The following is a 21904-nucleotide window of genomic DNA, read 5'->3' as shown; positions in this document are numbered from 1 at the left end:
GGGACTAGGCTCGGACCGTCACGTTCGGGTGCACCGTGGAGGGACAGGCAGTGGCGCAGAAGGACGAGGCCGGGACGCGGCTGGCCGGCATCGTCGGTACCGGGAACCTGCTGACCGGTGAAGCGATCTCCGACGACTACGCGCACGACGAAGCACTGAGCGCGCCCCCGCAGAAGCCCGGTTACGTGGCAAAGCCCGCCACCGCCGAGGAAGTCGCCGAACTGCTGAAAGCCGCCGCCGAGGCGGGAGTCCCGGTGACCGCCCGTGGGTCCGGCAGCGGCCTGTCCGCGGGAGCACGGCCGGTGGACGGCGGACTCCTGGTCTCCTTCGAGCGGATGAACGCCGTTCTCGAGATCGACACCGGCAACCACGTCGCCGTGGTCCAGCCCGGGGTCACGCTGGCCGAACTGGAGGCGGCGACCGCGGACCACGGCCTCACCTACCCGGTCTACCCCGGCGAACTGAGCGCGAGCGTCGGCGGCACCGTCGGCACGAACGCCGGGGGCATGCGCGCGATCCGCTACGGCGTGACCCGCAGCAATGTGGTGGGCCTGCAGGCGGTCCTGCCCAGCGGCGAGGTCGTCCGCACCGGCGGTCGCACGTCGAAGATCTCCACCGGCTACGACCTCACCCAGCTGATCATCGGCTCGGAAGGCACCCTCGCGCTGGTCACCGAGGTGATCCTGAAACTGCACCCCCGGCTGCCGCACGGCGCCACGGTGCTCGCCCCGTTCGACGACTTCGACCAGGTGATGGCGGCGGTACCGCGGATCGTCGCGAGCGGGCTGGCGCCGCACATCCTCGAGTACATCGACAACCTGACCATGGCCGCGATGGTCTACAACGACAAGCTGGAACTCGGCGTACCGGAACAGATCCGCGAACGGACCCAGGCCTATCTGGCGGTGGCGCTGGAAAACCGGGTGGCCGAGCGGGTCGACGAGGACGTCGAGGCGCTCGGCGAGCTGCTCACCGAACTCGGCGCCACCGACGCGTACGTGCTGGACGGCGGAGCCGCGCGCAAGCTCATCGCGGCCAGGGAAAAGGCCTTCTGGAACGCAAAAGCGGCCGGCGCGGACGACGTGATCGACGTAGTGGTCCCGCGGACTGCGATGCCCGCGTTCCTCACCAGGGCCCGCGAGCTGGCGCTGGCCGCGGGCGGCGGCGCGATCGGCTGCGGGCACGCCGGTGACGGCAACGTGCACCTGGCGATCTTCTGTACGGACCCGGACACCCGAAGCCGGCTGCTGACCGACATCTTCGGCTACGCCATGGAGCTCGGTGGCGCGATCTCCGGCGAGCACGGACTCGGCCGCACCAAGACGAAGTACCACGAGAAGCTGACCGATCCGGCGAAACTCGCGCTGCTGCGCCGGCTCAAGGACAGCTTCGACCCGGCAGGCATCCTCAACCCCGGCGTCCTGTTCGCCTGAGCCTGGAAAGTGAGCACAGTGAGCACGATGAACGGTGCCCAGTCCCTGATCCGCACGCTCGTCGACAGCGGTGTCGAGGTGTGCTTCTCCAACCCCGGGACGTCGGAGATGCACTTCGTCGCCGCGCTCGACTCCGTGCCGGAGATGCGCGGTGTGCTGGCGCTCTTCGAGGGCGTGGTGACCGGGGCGGCCGACGGCTACGCGCGGATCACCGGCAAACCCGCGGCCACGCTGCTGCACCTCGGCCCCGGCCTCGGCAACGGCCTGGCGAACCTGCACAACACGCGGCGTGCGCACACCCCGGTGGTCAACGTGATCGGCGACCACGCCACGTACCACAAACCGCTCGACGCACCGCTGGAATCGGACATCGACGCGTTGACCGGCTGGCTCGAAGGCTGGTCGCGGCGGTCCGGGCACACCAAGGACGTCGGCGCGGACGCGGCGGCGGCCGTCGCGGCCGCGCAGGACGCGCCCGGCCGGATCGCGTCGCTGATCCTGCCGGCCGACGCTTCCTGGGGCGAGGGCGGTGAAACGTGCGCGCCGATCCCGCCCCGCGCCCCGCAGCCGGTGGACGCGACGACGGTGAAGGCGGTCGCGGAGGCGCTGCGCAGCGGCGAACCCGTGGCGCTGCTGATCGGCGGGGACGCCTGCCACGAAGCGGGGTTGCTGGCAACCAGCCGGATCGCACAGGCGACCGGCGCGAAGGCGTTCACCGAGACGTTCCCGGCGCGGCTCGAACGCGGTGCCGGGCTGCCGAACATCGAACGGCTCGGCTATCTGGCCGAACAGGCGAAGTACCAGCTGGACGGCGTGCGGCACCTGATCATCGCGGGCACGAGGGCGCCGGTGTCCTTCTTCGCCTACCCCGGAACCCCGAGCGAGCTCACCCCCGATGGCGCGCAGGTGCACGTGCTCGCCACGCCCGGCCAGGACGTGACCACCGCACTCGGCGAAGTCGCCGCGCTGGTCGCCGCAGACACCGAACCGGCGCTGCAGGAGGCAACCCGGCCGGCGGTGCCGAGCGGTCCGCTCACCCCGCAGAACTGGGTGGACGCGATCGGCGCGCTGCTGCCGGAGAACGCGGTGATCGTCGACGAGACCAACACTTCCGGTCTGCTGCTGCCCGCCGCCACCGCGGGCGCACCGCGCCACGACGTGCTCACGCTCACCGGCGGCGCCATCGGCTACGGCATGCCGGTGGCCGTCGGAGCCGCCGTTGCCGCACCACGGCGGCCGGTGATCAACCTGGAGTCCGACGGCAGCGCGATGTACACCATCTCGGCCCTGTGGACGCAGGCGCGGGAAAACCTCGACGTCACCACCGTGGTGCTCAACAACAACGCGTACGCGATCCTGCGGATGGAGCTGCAGCGCGTCGGCGCGGCCGGTGACGGCCCGCGGGCAAAGGATCTGCTCGACCTCGGCAGGCCGGACCTCGACTTCGTGAAGATCGCCGAGGGCATGGGCGTACCGGCTACCCGCGCGACCACCGCCGAGGAACTGGCCGAGCAGTTCGCCCGCGCGGTGGCCGAACCCGGTCCGCACCTGATCGATGCGGCCGTCCCGCCCTTGCTCTGACTCAGACCGGGGCGAGTTCCCTGGTGGTGGCCCGGACCCGGGGCACCACCAGGGTGAGCGCCGTTCCGGCGAGCGCGGCCACCGCAGCCACCGCGAAGGCGGCGCGGAATCCGGTCAGCGAAGGCACGGTCAGCGTGCCCACCGTCAGGGTCAGGTGCGTGAGCATGGTGGCCATCACGGCGCTGGAGGTCGACGTGCCGACCGAGCGCATGAGGGCATTGAGACCGTTGGCGGAAGCAGTTTCGGTGACCGGCACCGCGCCCATGATCAGTGCCGGCATCGCCGCGTACGCGATGCCGACCCCGGCGCCGATGATCACCGACGCGGCAACCAGCTCGAGCGCGTTGTCCATCAGCAGGATCGCGAACAGGTAGCCGAGCGCGATCACCGAGGTACCGGTGATCAACGTGGTCCGTGCGCCGTAGCGGTTGGTCAGCCGAGCCGAAACCGGGGACAGCAGCATCATCACGATCCCGTTCGGGGCGAGACACAGTCCTGCCCCGACCATGGTCAGGCCGAGGCCGTATCCGGTCGCCGCCGGCGCCTGCAGCAGCTGCGGGAACGACAAAGACATGGCGTACATGGAAAACCCGACCAGGATCGACGCCAGGTTCGTGAACAGCACCGGCCGTCGCGCGGACACCCGAAGGTCGACCAGCGGATCCCGGCGGCGCAGCTGGTACCAGCCCCATCCGGCGAACACCACCACCGCCGTCACCGCGAAGCCGAGGGTGGCCCCGCTGCCCCAGCCCCATTCGGCGCCCTTCACGATCGGCAGCAGCAGGCAGGTGAGTCCCACGACGAGACCGAGCGCACCGAGGTAGTCGAACGGAGCAGGCGTGCGCACCGGCGATTCCGGTACATAGCGAAGGATCAGCGACGCACAGCCGACGCCGAGCGCGGCCGAACCCCAGAAAAGCACGTGCCAGTCGGTGTTTTCCGCGACCACGGCAGCGAGCGGCAACCCGATCGCGCTGCCGACCCCGAGCGTCGCGCTCATCAGCGCGATCGCGCCGCTCACGCGTTCGCGCGGCAGTTCGTCCCGCATGATGCTGATCCCGAGCGGGATCACCCCCATCGCAAGACCCTGCATGCCGCGGCCTGCCACCATCAGCATGAGCGAACTGGTGAGCGCCGAGAGCACGGACCCGGCCACCAGCACGCCAAGGCTGGCGAGCAGCACCCGGCGTTTGCCGTAGAGGTCACCGAGCCTGCCGCTCACCGGCGTGACGACCGCCCCGGCGAGCAAGGTGACCGTGACGACCCACGACGCGTCCGTCGGCGTGGCGCCCAGCAGCCGGGGGAAGGCCGGGATCAACGGTACGACGAGCGTCTGCATGAACGACGCGACCAGCCCGCACGAAGCGAGCACCACAATGATCGCCCGCCCACCCCGCTGCGCCACGGCGCCCCCTGCCCGGTCGATTCAGCCCGTACGCGGTACGAAACGCACGTTACCGGGCGAGCCGCCCGGATCGGCGGCTTCGTGATCTACCAGACTTGCCGGACTGACCCGAACGGATCGCAATTGCTCCGGACGGAGCAGTCAGGGATTCAGAGCCACCGCTTCACCCCACCGTGCCCGGAGCAGGTCCCCGAACGATGCCGGCTATAGCTGTAGCTGCCGTCTTTGCACTGCGCAGTCGCCCCGACCGGGTCCGACGACGGACGATGCACGCACACGCCGGACGAATTACGGTAATAGTCGGCGTCGCATTCAGCGGTGGTGGTCTTTTTCGGGACAGTGGTTTCGGGTGCCGTCGGCGTTCCCGGTTTCGCGGCGGCGGCCTTGGTCTTGGGCGCGGCCTTGGTCTTGGGCACGGTCTTGGTCTTGGGCACGGCCTTGGTCTTGGGCACGGCCTTGGTCTTGGGCGCGGCCTTGGTCTTGGGCGCGGCCTTCGGCGTGGCTGGCTTGGATACCGCGGGGTCGGGCACCGTTGTCCCCGGCGCCACGGTCTCCACCGGCGTCGCCGAGGTAACCGGCGAGCTGCTCGTGGCCGAGGCCACGCCGGAGTCCTCGGCCGGCGGCGCGCCTACCCCGCACCCGGCGACCAGCGCTCCCGCCGCCAGTGCCATTCCCAGCTTCCGCAGCATTCACGGCCTCCTCGCAGAAAGCAATTTCGCGAGGTAGTCGAAAAATCGCCGAACGCCGTTACGGCCGTTGCCGAATAAACAAATCGACAGCAAAACCGTTGCCCGGCAACCGGTCAGGTAGGCGGTTGTGGGGAGAGCGCGAAATCTAGGCTGCCGCCGTGGTCGAGGAAGGACGCGTCCAGTTTCCAGTCGTGCAGTGGCTTACCGTCGCGTCGAACGGTCTGTACGTACTTCCCGTCGCCATTGCCGGTGATCGTGTAGACCGCGCCGCCGCCGGAATGCACTGTCGCGGACGGGAAGAGCGGGCTGGACAGCAGCAGTTCCGCCGAACCCGGTGTCCGCGGGTAGATGCCCAGTGCGCTGAAGACGTACCAGGCCGACATCGTGCCGAGGTCGTCGTTGCCGGGCAGCCCGGACGGGCCGGTGGTGTAGACCGTGTCCACGATCTCCCGCACGGTCTCCTGCGTCTGCCACGGCCGGCCGAGTTCGTTGTACAGCCACGGCGCGTGGATGTCGGGTTCGTTCGTGGGGTCGTACTTCAACGGTCCACCGTCGCGCAGCTGCCAGTTGCCTTCCGCGTCGTGGAAGAATTCGTCGAGCCGCTTCGCCGCGGCTTCCTTGCCGCCCAAGGCTTCTGCCAGCCCGGAGACGTCCTGTGGCACCAGCCACGTGTACGCAGCCGCGCTGCCCTGTGCGAAACCGTGGTCACTCGCGGGGTCGAACGGCGTCACCCACGAACCGTCGACGTTGCGCGCTTGCATGTAGCCGGTCTCGGGGTTGAAGACGTTGCGCCAGTAGCCGCCTCGCGCGGACAGTTCGGCAGCTTCCTTGGTCCGGCCCAATTGCGCTGCCCACTGGCCCAGCGAGTAGTCCGCGATCGAGTCTTCCAGCGTCTCGGCGGCACCGCCCCAGCAGTGACACACGTCGTTGGGCGCGTAGTGCGATTCCAGGTACTGCGCCAGATTCGGCCGCTGGCCCACGCACTGGCCGGGACATCCGCCGTCCTGCAGTCCTTCCGGCCGCGGCACGGTGGCCTGCGCGTACAGCGAATCGAACGCGCCGCGGTAGTCGAAATTGCGCACACCCATGGCGTAGAAGGTGGCCAGTGTCGCCGCGGTCGGGTCGCCGGTCATCACGTGCGTGGCCCCGTTGACGTGCACCCAGCGGTCCCACACGCCGTCGTTCTGCTTGGCGTAGTTGAACAGCGACTGCGCGAAGTTCCCCGCCACGCGCGGTTCCAGCAGCGCCAGCAGCTGCACTTGGGCACGGTACTGATCCCAGCCGGAGAAGTTGCTGTACTGCGCGTCCTGCCCCGGTTCGAGCCGGTGCGGCTGCCGATCCATACCGAGGTACTGGCCGTCGACGTCGCTGACCAGGTTCGGCTGCTGCAACGAGTGGTACAGCGCGGTGTAGAAGACGGTGCGCTGATCGGCCGAGCCACCGCCGATGCGCACCCGGTCGAGTTCGGTGTTCCACTTCCGTCGGGTGGCCGCGGCCACGCTGTCCACAGTGGAGCCTGAGGGCTGTTCGGATCGCAGGTTCGCTTCCGCACCGGCAAGCGAGACGTAGGAGATGCCGATCCGCATCGTCACCCGGCTGCCGGGGGCGAAGCCGACCCAGCCGCCGGAACCCCGCCCGGCCCGGTCCGCGCCGGTGGCGTAACCCTCGCCGCCGGTCTGGTCCAGCCCGCCCGGCTGGAGCGTGTTGTCCCGCCACGTTCCGGTCGCCGCGAACGGCTGGTCGAACTCCGCGGTGAAGTACAGCCGGTAGTAACTCTTGCGGTTGTTCTCCCCGCCGTTGGCGCGACGGCCGCAGAACGCGCCGGTGAGCACCGAACCGGTGACCCGCCGGTGCGCCGGGTCCAGGTGGGTTTCCGCGTCCTCGCTGCCGTTGAGGGAGTTCGACGTGCGGAACAGCAGGTTGGCCGGCTTGCCCGCGGGAAAGGCCAAGCTGCCGATCGCGGTGCGGTCGGACGCGGCGACGTCGGTGCGCACCCCGTCGGCAAGGCCGAGCCGGTAACGCCCCGGCGTCGCCTGCTCGTCGGCGTGGGCAAAGTCGCTGGCGTACACGGCATCCTTGGTGTCCGCAGTCGGCGACGACGTGACGTCACCGGCGAACGGCAGGATCGGCACGTCGCCCGCCGCACCCGGATTGCAGCCGGCACCGTTGACGTGGGTGAGGCTGAACCCGCGCAACCGCGTGGTGTCGTACTGGTAGCCGTTGGCCGCACCGGTACTGGTCTGGTCACCCGCAGTACTGGTCGGACTCCAGGCAAGCATCCCGAACGGCGCGGTCGCCCCCGGATAGGTGTTGCCGTCCCCCGCAGACCCGATGAGCGGATCGACCAACCCGGCCGAATCAAGCGGATCAGCCGATGACAACGTTGTCGGAACCCCGGAAGAGGCAACCAGAACGGCGGCGAAAACCACCGCAAGACGACGGCGCATGGCCAAGACCATAGCCCGGTCCCGTGACGCCGGGAAGAACTCGCGCCGAACAGCGGGGCTGGTTCAGCCGTCTGCCTTGGCTTTGATCGCGCGCAGCATTCGGCGCAGGAGGAACACGTGGGCGCCGGTTCCGAAGACGAGCAGGCGGTATCCGGGGCCGGTGATCCCCGGGAAATCCGCGCTGCTCTCCGCGCGCACCAGGGTGCGCCGGTCTGCGACCGGCTCGAGGCGGAAAGTCAGCTGGTACTCGGAAAAGTGGTGTTGCCCGCGCAGGATCAGCGCGACGCCGGGGCGTGCGGTCACCACCCGGAAACCGGGCACTGTCGCGCCCTCGGCGAGTGGCCTCGGTCCGGTCGTCCGCCAATCGGTACACCGCACCGCCCACGCGTAGGCCGTGGCGAACGGGCCGGTGAAAGCGTGGGCCACGGTGTCCGCGACGGCTCGCCACGCCACCTCGGCGTCAGCGTTCACGGTGATCCGGTGTTCGTCCAAGACCGGCAGCTCGGCACCCGGCATGGCCGCCTCCTCTGGGAAAAAGCCGCCCCCGTGGGAAGGGTCCCACGGGGGCGGCGGCAAGCCGAGTGGCTATTCGTAGATCTCCCCCTTGGCTGCCTTCGCCACCAGTGACGCCGGTGGTTCGAAGTGGCTGCCGTACTGGGCGGCCAGTTCCCTGGCTCGGTCGACGAAGCCCTGCAGACCTCCGGAGTACTGGTTGATGTACTGGATCACCCCACCGGTCCACGGCGGGAAGCCGATGCCGAAGATCGAGCCGATGTTCGCGTCCGCCACCGTGGTCAGGACGCCCTCGTCGAAGCACTTCACCGTTTCCAGTGCTTCGGCGAAGAGCATGCGCTCCTTGAGGTCTTCGAGCGGCACGTCGCCGGTGCCGGACTTGAACGCGTCCCGCAGGCCCGGCCACAGGCCGGTGCGCTTGCCGTTCTCGTCGTACTCGTAGAAGCCCGCCCCGGTCGAACGGCCCTTGCGGTCGTACTCGTCGAGCATCCGGTCGATCACGGCCTCCGACGCATGCGGCGTCCAGGTGCCGCCCGCGGCCTCGACCGCGTCCCGGGTTTCCTTGCGGATCTTGCGGGGCAGGGTCAGCGTCAGCTCGTCCATCAGCTGCAGCGGCGGCGCCGGGTAGCCTGCCTGCGAACCGGCCTGCTCGATGGTCGCAGGCTCCACGCCTTCGCCCAGTGCGGCAACGGCCTCGTTGATGAACGTGCCGATCACGCGCGAGGTGAAGAAACCGCGGCTGTCGTTGACCACGATCGGGGTCTTGCGGATCTGCAACGTGTAGTCGAAGACCTTCGCGAGCGTCGCCGGCGAGGTCTTCTCCCCGCAGATGATCTCGACCAGCGGCATCTTGTCCACCGGCGAGAAGAAGTGGATCCCGATGAAGTCCTGCTGCCGCTGCACGCCCTCGGCGAGCGTGGTGATCGGCAGGGTCGAGGTGTTGGACCCGAGCACCGCGTCGGAGTTGACGACGCCCTCGATCTCGCCGAACACCTTGTGCTTCAGCTCGACGCTCTCGAACACCGCCTCGATCACGAAGTCGACGCCGGCGAAGTCGGCCGCATCGGCGGTCGGCTTGATCCGCGCCAGCAGCTCGTCGGACTTCTCCTTCGTGGTCTTGCCGCGGGAAAGGGCCTTCTCCTCGATCTTGGCCGCGTAACCCTTGCCCTTTTCGGCCGCCTCCGGCGAGACGTCCTTGAGCACGACGTCGATACCCGCCTTCGCCGAGACGTAGGCGATCGCGGCACCCATCATCCCGGCGCCGAGCACACCCACCTTTTTGGCGGTGTACTTGTCGAAGCCGTCCGGACGCGAGCCGCCGGAGTTGATCGTCTGCAGGTCGAAGAAGAACGCCTTGGTCATGTTCTTCGAGATCTGCCCGGTGGCCAGGCTGACGAAGTAGCGCGTCTCGACCGTGATCGCGGTGTCGAAGTCGACCTGCGCGCCCTCGATGGCCGCGGCCAGGATCGCCCGCGGTGCCGGCATCGGCGCACCCTTGAGCTGCTTGCGCAGGTTGGCCGGGAACGCGGGCAGGTTCGCCGCGAAGCTCGGGTTCGACGGGGTACCGCCGGGGATCTTGTAACCCTTGACGTCCCACGGCTGCACGCCGGCCTCGGGGTTGGCCTTGATCCACGCCTTGGCGGCGGGCACCAGCTCCTCGACGGTGTCCACGACCTCGTGCACCAGGCCCAGTTCCAGCGCCTTGCGCGGTTTGTGCCGCTGGCCCTGCAGCAGCACGTTCAGCAGCGCGGTCTGGATGCCGAGCAGCCGCACCGTGCGGACCACGCCGCCACCGCCGGGCAGCAGGCCGAGGGTGACCTCGGGCAGGCCGATCTGGCTGCCCTTCGCGTCGGCCGCGATCCGGTGGTGCGTCGCGAGCGCGATCTCCAGCCCGCCGCCGAGTGCGGCGCCGTTGATCGCCGCGACGACCGGCTTGCCCAGCTGCTCCAGCCGGCGCAGCTGGGACTTCATCTCGCCGCTGGACTGGGTCAGCTCGGCCGCGTGCTCCGGCTTCGCCTGGATCAGGTCGTTCAGATCGCCGCCGGCGAAGAAGGTCTTCTTCGCCGACGTGATCACCACACCGGTGAGATCGTCCTTCTCCGCTTCGAGGCGGTCGACGATCGCGCCGAGCGACTCGCGGAACGCGGCGTTCATCGTGTTGGCCGACTGGTCCGGGTCGTCCAGCGTCAGCGTGACGATGCCGTCGGCGTCTTTGTCCCAGCGGATGGTCTTGCTCTCAGCCATGTTGTCTTCCCTCACACCCGCTCGATGATGGTCGCGACACCCATGCCGCCGCCGATGCACAGCGTCACCAGCGCACGGCGCGCCTGCCGGCGTTCCAGCTCGTCGACGACGGTGCCGACGAGCATCGCGCCGGTCGCGCCGAGCGGGTGGCCCATGGCGATGGCGCCGCCGTTGACGTTCACCTTCTCCTCGGGCAGGTGCAGGTCCTTCACCCACTTCAGGACGACGGACGCGAACGCCTCGTTGAGCTCCCACAGGTCGATGTCGTCCGGGGTCAGGCCCGCGGTCTTGAGCACCTTCTCGGTGGCAGGCGTGGGACCGGTGAGCATGATCGTGGGCTCGGAGCCGATGGCGGCGGTCGCGACGATGCGCGCACGCGGCGTGAGCCCGAAGGTCTTGCCCGCCTGCTCGCTGCCGACGAGCACGATGGCGGAGCCGTCGACGATGCCGGAGGAGTTGCCGCCGGTGTGCACGTGGTCGATCTTCTCGACCTGGTGGTACTTCTGGAGCGCGACGGCGTCGAAACCGCCCATCTCGCCGATCGTGGTGAACGCGGGCTTGAGCTTCGCCAGCCCCTCCACCGTGCTGCCGGGGCGGCGGTGCTCGTCGTGGTCGAGGATCGTGACGCCGTTGAGGTCCTTGACCGGCACCACGGACTTCGCGAAGTAGCCACCCGACCAGGCCGCCTCGGCCTTCTCCTGCGAGCGGACCGCGAACCGGTCGACGTCCTCGCGGGAGAAGCCCTCCATGGTGGCGATCAGGTCGGCACCGATGCCCTGCGGCGCGATGTAGTGGTCGTAGGCGGTGGTCGGGTCCATGAACAGCGCACCGCCGTCGGACCCCATCGGCACCCGCGACATGGACTCCACACCGCCCGCGATGATCAGCTGGTCCCAGCCGGAGCGCACCTTCTGGGCCGCGGTGTTGGTGGCCTCGAGGCCGGACGCGCAGAACCGGTTGAGCTGCACCCCGGCGACGGTCTCGGGCAGGCCGGCCACGATCGCGGCCGTGCGCGCGATGTCCGCGCCCTGCTCGCCGACCGGGGACACGACGCCGAGCACGATGTCGTCGATCGCCTTCGGATCGAGGTTCGGGTGGCGGACCTTGAGCTCCTCGATCAGGCCGACCACCAGGTCGACCGGCTTGGTGCCGTGCAGGGCACCGCCCTTGTTCTTGCCCCGGGGCGTGCGCAACGCCTCGTAGATGTAGGCCTCGCTACTCACTGAACACTCCTCCGCGAAGCGGCATGGTTGGACACTGCGGTGTATCTCCAGACCGAGCATACCGGCCAGTTGATGCTAATGACCATTAACATAAGCCCGGAGAACCCCATGGTGTCAATGGGTTGCTCGTGTTCTGATTCACGCTATGGTCGGTTCACCATGAGTACGCATCCCGCTCGCGCGTCGCGGCCACGCGACCGCAAGGCCCAGCTCGCCGCGGTGGCGGCCGAGCTGTTTCGCGCACGGGGCTACCACGGCGTCTCGGTCATCGAGATCGCCACCGCGGCCGGCGTCACCGGACCGGCGCTGTACCGGCATTTCGCCGACAAGCAGGCGATTCTGACCTACGTCGTACTCGGCGGCATCGACGAGATGGAATCGGTCACAGCGACCGCGCTCGCCGATTCCGCACCCCCGTCCGAGCAGCTGCACGCCCTGCTCACCGGCCTGGCCACACAGGCGGTCGAACGGCGGGAGATCGCCGCGCTGTGGCGCTGGGAGGGTCCGCATCTGCCCCGCGAACAGCGGCGGCAGATCCGCCGCCGGTCCGGCGCCGTGCTGGAGGCGTGGACGAAGGCGATCCTCGCGCGCCGGCCGGAGCTGGCCGCAGAAGACGCCGAGCTGCTCTGCTGGGCGGCGTTGTCGGTGTTCGGCAGCGTCGCCGTGCACCACACGTCGGTGGCGCGGAAGCGGTTCATCCCGCTGCTGGTCGAACTCGCGCACACCGTGCTGGACGCCACACTCCCGGAGAGCACCCCGGCGCCGGCAGTGACCGGCAGTCTGGGCACGCCGTCGCGGCGTGCCCAGGTGCTGGCCGCCGCCACCGCCTTGTTCGGCGAACGCGGGTTCCACGCAGTCAGCATGGAGGACATCGGCGCCGCGGCGGGCATTGCCGGCCCCAGCGTGTACCGGCATTTCCCCAGCAAGGCCGCGCTGATGGTGGCCATCGGCCACCGCGCGGCCGACCGGCTCACCCTGGCCGCCGAGCAGGCGCTGCGCGCACCCGACGAACGAACCGCGCTGGCCCGGCTCGCCACGTCTTACGTGCACACCCTGCTGCACAGTCCAGAGCTGCTGGTCTCGTTCGGCGCCGACCGGGCAACCATGCCCGACCGCGACAAGGCCGACCTGCTGCGGGTCCAGCGCGATTACGTGGCGCAGTGGGTCACCCTGCTCGGTGCCGTGTTCCCGGACCTGCCCGCCCGGGAGGCGAAGATCCGCGCGCACGCCGCGCTCACCATCGCCAACGACCTCAGCCGCACCGGCCGCGTCAAAACCCGCCCGGACCTGGAGACGGAGCTGTCCGCGCTGCTGCATGCGGTGCTCGGCCTCGGCTGAGCCGCACACTGCACGCACCGCACCGGTCCCCGCCGGTGTGGCCCGCACTGGCGCGTTCGGCCGCCACACGTTAACCTACTCGTCAGTAGGTAAGCGACGGAGAGGGCGACATGGCTGCGCCAAGGAAACGAGACGCGATGGGCATCGGCCTAGCCGCGCTCACCCGGCTGGCCGGGAGCAAGGTGCTCGACCGGGCCGGACTGCGCGAACCGGTGCAGAACCTGGTCAAGACCGGTACCCGCAACGGTTTCCGGGCGGCCGGGGCGGCGACCCGGTCGTTCACCTCGGTCCAGCGCCGCGGCAAGCCCGCGCGGCTGGCGCCGGCCGCGGACACCGGGCTGTTCGACCTCACCCCGAACGAGGAGCAGCAGCTCATCGTGGAGACGGTGGACGAGTTCGCCGCCGAGCAGCTGCGGCCCGCCGCGGGAGACGCCGACACGAAACTCGAAGCCCCCGAAGGCCTGTTGAGCCGCGCGGCCGAGCTGGGCATCAGCCTGGTCGGCATCCCCGAGGAGCTGGGCGGCGCCGGCACCGAACGGTCCGTCGTCACCAACGCGCTGGTCGCCGAGTCGCTCGCACACGGTGACCTCGGGCTGGCCGTCGCGGTACTGGCGCCGTCCGCGGTGAGCACCGCGCTGGTCGTCTGGGGCGACGAGCAGCAGCAGGCCGACTACGTGCCCGCGTTCACCGGCGAGCAGGTGCCTGCCGCGGCGCTCGCGCTGCTCGAGCGCACGCCGCTGTTCGACCCGTTCAAGCCGGCCACCAAGGCCAAGCGCACGCCGAAGGGCTACCAGCTCGACGGCGTGAAGTCGCTCGTGCCGCGGGCGGCGAAGGCGGAACTGTTCATCGTGTCGGCCGAGCTGGAAGGCCGCGGACCGGCGCTGTTCCTGGTGGAATCGTCCAATGCGGGCGTGACGATCGAGTCCGAACCCGCGATGGGCCTGCGTGGCGCGGCCACCGGCAAGCTGCACCTGGAGAAGGTCGCCCTGCCCGCGGGAGCACTGCTCGGCGGTGGCAAGGCAGATGTTTTCGCCGACGTGGTAAGGCTTTCCCGGCTCGGCTGGGCCGCGCTGGCGGCCGGGGTCGGCAAGGCCGTGCTGGACTACGTGGTGCCGTACGTGAACGAACGGACCGCGTTCGGCGAGCCGATCAGCCACCGGCAGGCGGTGGCCTTCTCGGTGGCCGACATGGCGATCGAGCTGGAGGGCCTGCGGCTGGTCACGTTGCGCGCGGCGGCACGGGCCGAACAGGGCAAGGACTATGCGCGGGAAGCCGCGCTGGCCAGGAAACTCGCCGCCGACAAGGGCATGCAGATCGGCAACGCGGGGGTGCAGCTGCTCGGCGGGCACGGTTTCGTCAAGGAACACCCGGTGGAGCGCTGGTACCGCGATCTGCGGGCGATCGGTGTGGCCGAAGGTGCCGTCCTCCTCTGAGGACTTCTGCGGAAGGGCTAGTCATGATCAACCTGGAAGTCCCGAAGAAGGCCGGCGCGCTGATCAACCAGGCGTACCAGGCCGCGGCCGAGGTGTTCCGGCCGATCTCCCGCAAGTACGACCGCGCGGAGCACACCTATCCGTCCGAACTGGACATGTTCGCCGCGTTGCTGGACGGGCTCAACTCCTCCGGCGAGGGCGGCGCGGGCGCTGCCGGCGTCCGCCGGTCCGGAAAGGACGATGCGGACAAGGGAAACCGCAACGGCGCCAACCTGAACGTGGTGCTCGGCACGATCGAGATGTGCTGGGGCGACGTCGGCCTGCTGCTGTCCATGCCGCGTCAGGGCCTCGGCAACGCGGCGATCGGCTCGGTCGCCACGGACGAGCAGCTGGAGCGGTTCAAGGGCCTGTGGGCCGCGATGGCGATCACCGAACCGGACTGCGGATCGGACTCCGCGGCGATCACCACGACGGCCACTGTGGACGGTGACGACTACATCCTCAACGGCGAGAAGATCTTCGTGACCTCCGGCCAGCGCGCCGATGCCGTGGTGGTGTGGGCGACGCTCGACCGGTCCAAGGGACGATCGGCGATCAAGTCGTTCGTGGTGGAGAAGGGCACCCCTGGCTTCGAGGTGGTGCGCGTGGAACACAAGCTGGGCATCCGCGCCTCGGACACCGCCGTGCTGCGCTTCGAAAACTGCCGCGTGCCGCGGGAGAACCTGCTGGGCACACCGGAAATCGACACGGCAAAGGGCTTCGCGGGGGTCATGCAGACCTTCGACAACACCCGCCCCCTGGTGGCCGCGATGGCGATCGGCGTGGCCCGTGCGGCGCTGGAGGAGACCCGCCGCATCCTCACCGAATCCGGCGTGCGGATCGACTACGACCGCCCAGCCCAGACCCAGCACGCCGCGGCCGCGACGTTCCTGCAACTGGAAGCCGACTACGAAGCGGCCTACCTGCTGACCCTGGAATCGGCCTGGATGGCGGACAACCGCAAACCGAACTCCCTGCAGGCATCGATGGCCAAGGCCAAGGCCGGCCGCACAGTCGTGGAGACCACCCTGAAGTGCGTCGAACTGGCCGGCGCCTACGGCTACACGGAAGAATCACTGCTGGAGAAGTGGTCCCGGGACGCGAAGATCCTCGACATTTTCGAAGGCACTCAGCAGATCCAGCAGCTGATCGTGGCCCGTCGGGTGCTCGGGAAGACTTCGGCGCAGTTGAAGTAGCTGGGGTGTAACGGAAAGCCGCCCGGTCGCTCCGCTGCAGAGCTGCCGCGACCGGGCGGCTTTCGTTTCCGCGGTCCGGGCCGGTGCGGGCAGCGGCCCGGCGCTCTTGGCTTCGTGCTCGCTTGTGGCGGGGTCGTGGGTAACCGATCGTCTTTCTGCGCGTCGCGGAGAACGAGCTGTCGGGTGGGGTCAGAAACCGTCGCACGAGGCGGTGGCGAAATTGCCCGACGCGGTGGCGGTTTTGGCTTCCTTTCCGTCGACCACGACCTTGCAGGTGACGTCGCCGCCGTTCATGCCGGTGGTGACGGTCAGCGTGCCCCCTTTGCCGAAGCCCTTGGCGGTGATGTCTTTCGACCAGGGCAGGGTCTTCGGTTGTTCCTGGCTGGTGGAAGCACCGCCCTCGCCGAGCGTGGTGTAGGTGACCGAGGCGCCCTTCGCGGTGCCGGTCACCTCGTAGTGCACCGTTACCGCGCGGTTCACGTCGTCGACGGCTTTCGTGACCGCCGCGGCCCACACAATGGCGATTACCAAGCCGACAACGGAAAGCACAAGACCGGCGATGGCGATGCCCTTGTTCGTGGCCTTGCGGGAACGGAGCCGGGCGATCCCCAGCGCGGCGAAGACGATGCCGAGAATCACCAGCGGCCAGGCGATGACACCGATGATCGGGATGAACGAGAAGATCAGGCCGAGCAGCCCGAGCACGAACCCGGTGGTACCGAGACCGTTCTTCGGTTGCGGCGGTTGCGGCGGTTGCGGCGTGTGCTGGTGTGGCGAATAACCGGTGGTGGACATGGCGGCCTTTCGTCCGTGACGGGTGCACGAACTGGTCGCCCCGGCCGCCGAGTTCGTTACGCGGGCAGGTTCCGGATATCGGATTGGTCTCGGCGTGAAACGATTCCGTGCCGCGGTCCGATCTTTCCGGCACGGCCGACCTGCCCCGCGAACGACAGCCCGGGACTGTTCTTACGGAAACCGTCCCGGCACGCCGCGGCGAATCCGGCCCAGCCGGCTCGGATGGCGCCTCCGCGCGTCGGCCAGCTCCACGGACCGGTCCGGCCGCTCAGCCCGTCCGCTCGTCCAGGAACTCGTCGAGGTACCGCCAGGTCGTGCCGCGTGCCCGGCGGCCGGTCAGTACTCCGAGGTGGCCGCCGGGGGCGGTGCGGAAGGTCACCGACCGGGCGTTGTCCAGCAGTTGCACCACCCGCTCCACCGAGGCCTGCGGCGCGATGGTGTCGTTCTCGCCTGCGACGACGAGCATCGGGGTCTTCACCTCGGACAGGGCGATCTTGCGGCCGTTGAGGTCCACGGTGCCCTCGGCCAGGTCGTTGGTGCGGAACAGGCGGTGGTAGAGCTGGCCGAACGTGCGCCCGGGATAGGCGTACATGTTGTCCATGAAGTGGTCCACCGCCTCGATCTGGGCGAGGTAGTCGCGATCGTCGAGGTTCCGCAGGATCGCCAGCGGTTTGGTGATCTCCTTGGAGATCCCGGTGGCCCTGAACACCCTGCTGACCAAATAGGACGGTGCACCGCCGAACGCGCGGTACACCGGGGTCAGCAGGTGCCCGCCGGTGAGGTCGACCAGCGGGCGGAACGGGGCGACGATCGGGATCGCGGTGAAGTCCACCGGCGAGCCGATCGCGGTGATCGATTCGATCGGCAGGTCCGGCTGGTCGGCGTTGACCAGCATGGCGAAGATCCCGCCGAGCGACCAGGACACCAGGTGCACGCCCTGGCCGCCGGTGTCCTCGCTGACCTTGCGGATCGCCCGCGGCAGCACCTCGTCGATCCAGTGCTCGATGCCGAGGCGCCGGTCGGAGAACGCGACCATGCCGTAGTCCACGAGGTAGACCCGTCGCCCGGCGTCCACCAGGTGCTCGACCAGACTGCACCCGCGGCGCAGGTCGAAGCACAACGCGGGCGCAGCCAGCGGCGGCACGAGCAGGACCGGCGGTCCGGACGCCTCGGCCGCACCGTGCGTCATCCGGTACAGCGAGCGATTCGGGCCCTGGTCGATCAGCACCCGCGGCATCGGCCGGAGGTCGGCGACCCCACCCTGGAACACCTTGCCCACGACGTTGGCCGCGGCAGCAGCCAGCCGTGCCGGTGGGGAAACCATGTCGTGCCTCCTGGAACTCGTCGTCCCCGGCATCTTGCCGTGCCGGCGGGCACGGGTCCACCACGCCACCCGCGACGGCTACTCCCGATGTTCCGCTGCCGGGGCACTGCGAGCGGCGCGGCTCTCGTACTCCGTCCGTTCCGGCGAGTGCACGGCCGAGGCCAGCAACTGGTCACCGCCCAGCACCCGCACGAACCATTCGGACACCGCACGCGGGAACAACCGGGTGATCCGTCCGGTGAAATCGAGTGCTTTCGGGACGAACACGTCGAATTTCGGGTAGCGCAGCGCGGCGGCGATCGCACCCGCCACCTCCTCCGGCGTGACCGACTTGAACAAGCGCGCCTCCCCCAGCCCGGACGCCATTTCCGTGCGCACCACCCCCGGCATCACGCAGGACACGTCGACCCCGCTGCCCCGCAGCTCCAGATGCACCGCCTCGGACAAACCGACCACGGCGTGCTTGCTCGCGCAGTAGGTGGCCGCCCCGGGGAAACCGGACTTTCCGGCCATCGACGCGACGTTCACGATATGCCCGCTCCGCCGCGGTTTCATCCGGCGCATCGCCTGCCGGGTGCCGTGTACGACCGCATGCAGGTTGAGCTCCAGTACGCGGCGGGTGGTCGCGTCGTCCTCCTCCTCGAGCAGTGCGAGTGGCATGATGCCGGCGTTGTTGATCAGCACGTCGATCGGGCCGAGGCGGCGTTCGATCTCGTCGAGAAAGGCGGTGAACGCGTCCGTGTCGGTCACGTCCAGCGGGAGGCCGAGCACTTCGGGCCCCAGTTCGCCTGCGGTCTTCTCGACCCGGACCCGGTCGAGATCGCCGAGTGCCACGCGGGCGCCGAGCCGGTGCAGCACGGTGGCAGTGGCCGCCCCGATGCCCTGGGCCCCGCCGGTGATGACGACGACCTTTCCCTCGAGTGAACGCGGTTGCCTGGGCACGGCTCCTCCTCCGGTTGCGCCACTGTTGTCGCAGCGTCAATGGTATGCGCAGGAGCACTCGCGCACGCCGGCCGCGAGCCGCCGGCCGGCGTGATCGGTCCGGCCGGCGTGATCGGTCCGGCCGCCGCGGTCGAAGTACCTCCGCCGGCTCAGGCCGCGCCGACGCCGAGGTGGCGGGCGATCAGCATCCGCTGCACCTCGCTCGTGCCCTCGCCGATCTCCAGGATTTTCGCGTCCCGGTAGAAGCGGCTCACCGGGTATTCGTTCATGAAGCCGTAGCCGCCGAAGATCTGGGTGGCGTCGCGGGCGTTGTCCATCGCCGCATTGGAGGCGACCAGCTTCGCGATCGACGCTTCCTTCTGGAACGTCTCGCCGCGCAGCATCTTCGACGCCGCCTGGTAGTACGCCAGCCGGGCGGTGTGCGTGCGCACCTCCATGTCCGCGATCTTGAACTGGATCGCCTGGTACTCACCGATCCGGTGGCCGAACGCAACCCGGTCCTGCACGTACTTCAGGCATTCGTCCACACAGCCCTGGGCGAGCCCCACGCTCACCGCGGCGATCGCCACCCGTCCTTCGTTCAGGATGGACAGGAACTGCGCGAAACCCCGGCCGCGGCTGCCGACCAGGTTGTCCGCAGGCACCCGGACATCCGAAAAGGACAGTTCATGGGTGTCCGAGCAGTTCCAGCCGACCTTCGAGTACTTCGGTGCCACCGCGAAGCCCGGCGTGCCGGAGGGCACGATGATCGCGGAGATCTCCTTGCGGCCGTTCTCCATCACGTCGGTCACCGCGGTGACCGTGACCAGCCGGGTGATGTCGGTGCCGGAGTTGGTGATGAACGCCTTGCTGCCGTTGATCACCCATTCGGCACCGTCGAGCCTGCCACGGGTACGGGTGGCGCCCGCGTCCGAGCCGCCGCCCGGTTCGGTGAGTCCGAAGCCGCCGAGCGCCTCCCCCGAGCACAACGCGGGTAGCCAGGTCTGCTTCTGTTCCTGCGTGCCGAAGCGGTAGATCGGCATCGCGCCGAGTGAAACGCCTGCCTCCAGGGTGATCGCGACGGACGAGTCCACCCTGGCCAGTTCCTCCAGCGCCAGGCACAGCGCGAAGTAGTCCCCGCCCATCCCGCCGAACTCCTCCGGGAACGGCAACCCGAACAGGCCCATCGAACCCATCTTGGCGACCAGGTCGTACGGGAATTCCTCGTTCTCGTACAACGGCCCGATCACCGGCGCGACCTCAGCCTGCGCGAAGTCCTCGACCGTCTTGCGGAGCGCCTCGTATTCCTCGTCCAGCCGGAAGTCGATCACTGCTTCTCCTCTGCTGCGCTCACCACGGCCAGCGTCTCGTCCAGCGCGACCTGCTGGCCGGCGCGGGCGGACAGGGCACTCACCACACCGTCGATCGGTGCGGTCACGGTGTGTTCCATCTTCATCGCCTCGACGACCAGCAACGGTGTCCCGGCATGCACCACGTCGCCCTCGGCGACCTTCACCACCAGCACAGTGCCCGGCATCGGGCTCTTCACCGGCCCGGCGCCCGCGGCCGCACCCCGCGCGGCCAAGGTGACTTCCTGGTCGGCGAACGCGAACGCCCGGCCCTCGCGGGAAAGCCAGACCGTCCTTTCCGGACCGTCCGCACGCCGGTACCGCTCGATGCCGCCTGCGCCGCGCACCGCCAGCAGATCCCCCGCACGACGGGCGGAGACCTCGACCGGCTCGGCGTCGTCCACCCGGACCGAAGCCGCCGACGGCGTTCCGCTGATCCGGACGACGGCCTGGGTTTCCCCGGTGCGCAGGCGGAAAGTGACCCCGCCCGAGCTGCCGAGCCGCCAGCCGGAGGGCACGTCCCACGGATCCACCACGGCCCCCGAGGGCTGCAGCGAAAGCAACCGGTCCACCGCCGCGGCCACGAAGAACGCCGCTGGCACTTCGGAGGAGACCAATTCGGACAGTCGCCGGTCGACCAGTTCGGTGTCCAGCTGCCCGTCCCGCACGTCCTGGTCGGCGAGCAGTGCACGGAGGAACGCAAGGTTCGTGCCGACGCCGAGCAGTGCCGTGTCGGCCAAAGCCCGATCGAGCTTGCGCAACGCGGCCGCACGGTCCGGACCGTAGGCGATCACCTTGGCCAGCATCGGGTCGTAGTTCGAGCCGATCACCGCGCCGTCGGTCATCCACGAATCCACCCGCACGCCCGCACCGGAGGGCTCGTGCACGGCCAGCACGGTGCCCCCGGTCGGGATGAAGCCCCGTGCGGGATCTTCGGCGTACACCCGGGCCTCGATCGCGTGCCCGTCGAGGCGCACGTCCTCCTGCTTCAGCGTGAGCGGTTCGCCCGCCGCCACGCGCACCTGCCAGGCGACCAGGTCCAGTCCGGTCACCATCTCCGTGACCGGGTGCTCCACCTGCAGCCGGGTGTTCATCTCCATGAAGAAGAACTCGCCCGGATCCCGTGCGGACATGATGAATTCGACGGTGCCCGCCCCGACGTAGCCGACCGACCGAGCGGCCTCGGCGGCCGCGGCCCCCATTTTCGCCCTGGTGGCCTCGTCCAGCAGCACCGACGGCGCTTCCTCGATGATCTTCTGGTGCCGCCGCTGCAGGCTGCACTCGCGTTCACCGAGATGCAGCACCGTGCCGTGCGCATCCGCCAGCACCTGGATCTCGATGTGCCGCGGCGTGGTCACGAACCGCTCCATCAGCAGCGTGTCATCGCCGAACGAGCCCTTGGCCTCCCGACGCGCGGACTCCACCGCAGCGTCCAGTTCGGACTCTTCGTGCACCAGGCGCATACCCTTGCCGCCACCACCGGCGGACGGTTTCAGCAGCAGTGGATACCCGACCCGCGCGGCCGCCGCGGCGAACCCGCCGTCCGGTATGTCCACATCGGACGCTCCGGGCACGACAGGGACGCCGGCTGCGGACACCGTGGCCTTGGCGCGGATCTTGTCACCCATCTTCTCGATCGCATCCGGCGGCGGCCCGATGAACACCAGGCCGGCTTCCGCACAGGCACGGGCGAATCCGGAGTTCTCCGCCAGGAAGCCGTAGCCGGGGTGCACCGCCTGCGCACCGGTCTCCCGCGCGGCCGCGACGATGGCCGGAATCGACAAATAGCTTTTCGCCGCTTCGGCCGGGCCGATGCGGACCGCGGTGTCCGCTTCACGCACGTGCTTCGCGTCCGCGTCCGCGTCGCTGTACACCGCGACGGACCGGACGCCGAGCGCCCGCAGCGAGCGGATGACGCGCACCGCGATCTCGCCGCGGTTGGCGACCAGAACGGTGTCGAACAAATCAGCGCTG

General features: G+C 69.3%; 16 protein-coding genes. 5 read left to right on the top strand and 11 right to left on the bottom strand.

Annotation, left to right across the window (positions count from 1 at the left end):
• The first annotated feature begins 50 nt into the window (after positions 1-50).
• A complete protein-coding gene (locus ABD793_RS32465; RefSeq protein ID WP_344867003.1) occupies positions 51-1433 on the top strand; it encodes an FAD-binding oxidoreductase in 1383 nt (460 codons plus the stop codon).
• A 27-nt stretch (positions 1434-1460) separates the two neighbouring features.
• A complete protein-coding gene (locus ABD793_RS32460) occupies positions 1461-3014 on the top strand; it encodes an acetolactate synthase large subunit (protein WP_344867220.1) in 1554 nt (517 codons plus the stop codon).
• A 1-nt stretch (position 3015) separates the two neighbouring features.
• Here the strand turns inward: ABD793_RS32460 and ABD793_RS32455 are convergent, their stop codons facing one another.
• The 6 genes from ABD793_RS32455 to ABD793_RS32430 all read right to left on the bottom strand — a co-directional run bounded on the left by ABD793_RS32455 (position 3016) and on the right by ABD793_RS32430 (position 11535).
• Complete coding sequence (locus ABD793_RS32455; RefSeq protein WP_425548805.1) at positions 3016-4353, bottom strand: MFS transporter; 1338 nt, start codon at positions 4351-4353, stop codon at positions 3016-3018.
• 215 nt (positions 4354-4568) lie between these two features.
• Positions 4569-5108, bottom strand: coding sequence for a DUF3761 domain-containing protein (locus tag ABD793_RS32450; protein ID WP_344866999.1), 540 nt, complete (start codon positions 5106-5108; stop codon positions 4569-4571).
• A gap of 113 nt (positions 5109-5221) precedes the next feature.
• On the bottom strand, positions 5222-7555 hold the full coding sequence (locus tag ABD793_RS32445) for a GH92 family glycosyl hydrolase (protein WP_344866997.1): 2334 nt from the start codon (positions 7553-7555) through the stop codon (positions 5222-5224).
• A gap of 63 nt (positions 7556-7618) precedes the next feature.
• On the bottom strand, positions 7619-8071 hold the full coding sequence (locus ABD793_RS32440; protein WP_344866994.1) for an SRPBCC family protein: 453 nt from the start codon (positions 8069-8071) through the stop codon (positions 7619-7621).
• A gap of 69 nt (positions 8072-8140) precedes the next feature.
• Positions 8141-10312, bottom strand: a complete 2172-nt coding sequence (locus ABD793_RS32435; RefSeq protein WP_344866992.1) for a 3-hydroxyacyl-CoA dehydrogenase NAD-binding domain-containing protein — start codon at positions 10310-10312, stop codon at positions 8141-8143.
• A gap of 11 nt (positions 10313-10323) precedes the next feature.
• Complete coding sequence (locus ABD793_RS32430; protein WP_344866990.1) at positions 10324-11535, bottom strand: acetyl-CoA C-acetyltransferase; 1212 nt, start codon at positions 11533-11535, stop codon at positions 10324-10326.
• Between the two features lie 159 nt (positions 11536-11694).
• On the opposite strand from ABD793_RS32430, the gene ABD793_RS32425 reads away from it, so the two are divergent.
• The 3 genes from ABD793_RS32425 (at position 11695) to ABD793_RS32415 (ending at position 15541) form a co-directional block, all read left to right on the top strand.
• Positions 11695-12873: a TetR/AcrR family transcriptional regulator gene (locus tag ABD793_RS32425; protein ID WP_344866988.1), complete on the top strand. Its 1179-nt coding sequence runs from the start codon at positions 11695-11697 to the stop codon at positions 12871-12873.
• A 137-nt stretch (positions 12874-13010) separates the two neighbouring features.
• Positions 13011-14306: an acyl-CoA dehydrogenase family protein gene (locus ABD793_RS32420; protein ID WP_344867219.1), complete on the top strand. Its 1296-nt coding sequence runs from the start codon at positions 13011-13013 to the stop codon at positions 14304-14306.
• Between the two features lie 23 nt (positions 14307-14329).
• Complete coding sequence (locus ABD793_RS32415) at positions 14330-15541, top strand: acyl-CoA dehydrogenase family protein (RefSeq protein WP_344866986.1); 1212 nt, start codon at positions 14330-14332, stop codon at positions 15539-15541.
• A gap of 189 nt (positions 15542-15730) precedes the next feature.
• Here ABD793_RS32415 and ABD793_RS32410 read toward each other — a convergent pair whose 3' ends face one another.
• The 5 genes from ABD793_RS32410 to ABD793_RS32390 form a co-directional block, all read right to left on the bottom strand.
• On the bottom strand, positions 15731-16246 hold the full coding sequence (locus tag ABD793_RS32410) for a DUF4190 domain-containing protein (protein WP_344866984.1): 516 nt from the start codon (positions 16244-16246) through the stop codon (positions 15731-15733).
• A gap of 358 nt (positions 16247-16604) precedes the next feature.
• A complete protein-coding gene (locus tag ABD793_RS32405) occupies positions 16605-17660 on the bottom strand; it encodes an alpha/beta fold hydrolase (protein ID WP_344866982.1) in 1056 nt (351 codons plus the stop codon).
• Positions 17661-17738: 78 nt separating this feature from the next.
• On the bottom strand, positions 17739-18602 hold the full coding sequence (locus ABD793_RS32400; protein WP_344866980.1) for an SDR family oxidoreductase: 864 nt from the start codon (positions 18600-18602) through the stop codon (positions 17739-17741).
• Between the two features lie 149 nt (positions 18603-18751).
• A complete protein-coding gene (locus ABD793_RS32395; RefSeq protein ID WP_344866978.1) occupies positions 18752-19912 on the bottom strand; it encodes an acyl-CoA dehydrogenase family protein in 1161 nt (386 codons plus the stop codon).
• Entirely contained in the window at positions 19909-21894 is a 1986-nt protein-coding gene (locus ABD793_RS32390; protein WP_344867218.1) for an acetyl/propionyl/methylcrotonyl-CoA carboxylase subunit alpha, read from the bottom strand. The genes ABD793_RS32395 and ABD793_RS32390 overlap by 4 nt, the downstream gene beginning before the upstream one ends.
• Positions 21895-21904 lie beyond the last annotated feature (10 nt).

Source organism: Amycolatopsis ultiminotia (assembly GCF_039536925.1).
Classification (GTDB): domain Bacteria; phylum Actinomycetota; class Actinomycetes; order Mycobacteriales; family Pseudonocardiaceae; genus Amycolatopsis; species Amycolatopsis ultiminotia.
Note: the sequence above shows the minus strand (reverse complement) of the source record. Positions and strands in the feature narration are given on the sequence as shown.

Coding starts and splice junctions, on each gene's coding strand:
- ABD793_RS32460 (WP_344867220.1), top strand. CDS start 1,461: ATGAACGGTGCCCAGTCCCTGATCCGCACGCTCGTCGACAGCGGTGTC.
- ABD793_RS32455 (WP_425548805.1), bottom strand. CDS start 4,353: ATGCAGACGCTCGTCGTACCGTTGATCCCGGCCTTCCCCCGGCTGCTG.
- ABD793_RS32450 (WP_344866999.1), bottom strand. CDS start 5,108: ATGCTGCGGAAGCTGGGAATGGCACTGGCGGCGGGAGCGCTGGTCGCC.
- ABD793_RS32445 (WP_344866997.1), bottom strand. CDS start 7,555: ATGCGCCGTCGTCTTGCGGTGGTTTTCGCCGCCGTTCTGGTTGCCTCT.
- ABD793_RS32440 (WP_344866994.1), bottom strand. CDS start 8,071: ATGCCGGGTGCCGAGCTGCCGGTCTTGGACGAACACCGGATCACCGTG.
- ABD793_RS32435 (WP_344866992.1), bottom strand. CDS start 10,312: ATGGCTGAGAGCAAGACCATCCGCTGGGACAAAGACGCCGACGGCATC.
- ABD793_RS32425 (WP_344866988.1), top strand. CDS start 11,695: ATGAGTACGCATCCCGCTCGCGCGTCGCGGCCACGCGACCGCAAGGCC.
- ABD793_RS32420 (WP_344867219.1), top strand. CDS start 13,011: ATGGGCATCGGCCTAGCCGCGCTCACCCGGCTGGCCGGGAGCAAGGTG.
- ABD793_RS32415 (WP_344866986.1), top strand. CDS start 14,330: ATGATCAACCTGGAAGTCCCGAAGAAGGCCGGCGCGCTGATCAACCAG.
- ABD793_RS32405 (WP_344866982.1), bottom strand. CDS start 17,660: ATGGTTTCCCCACCGGCACGGCTGGCTGCTGCCGCGGCCAACGTCGTG.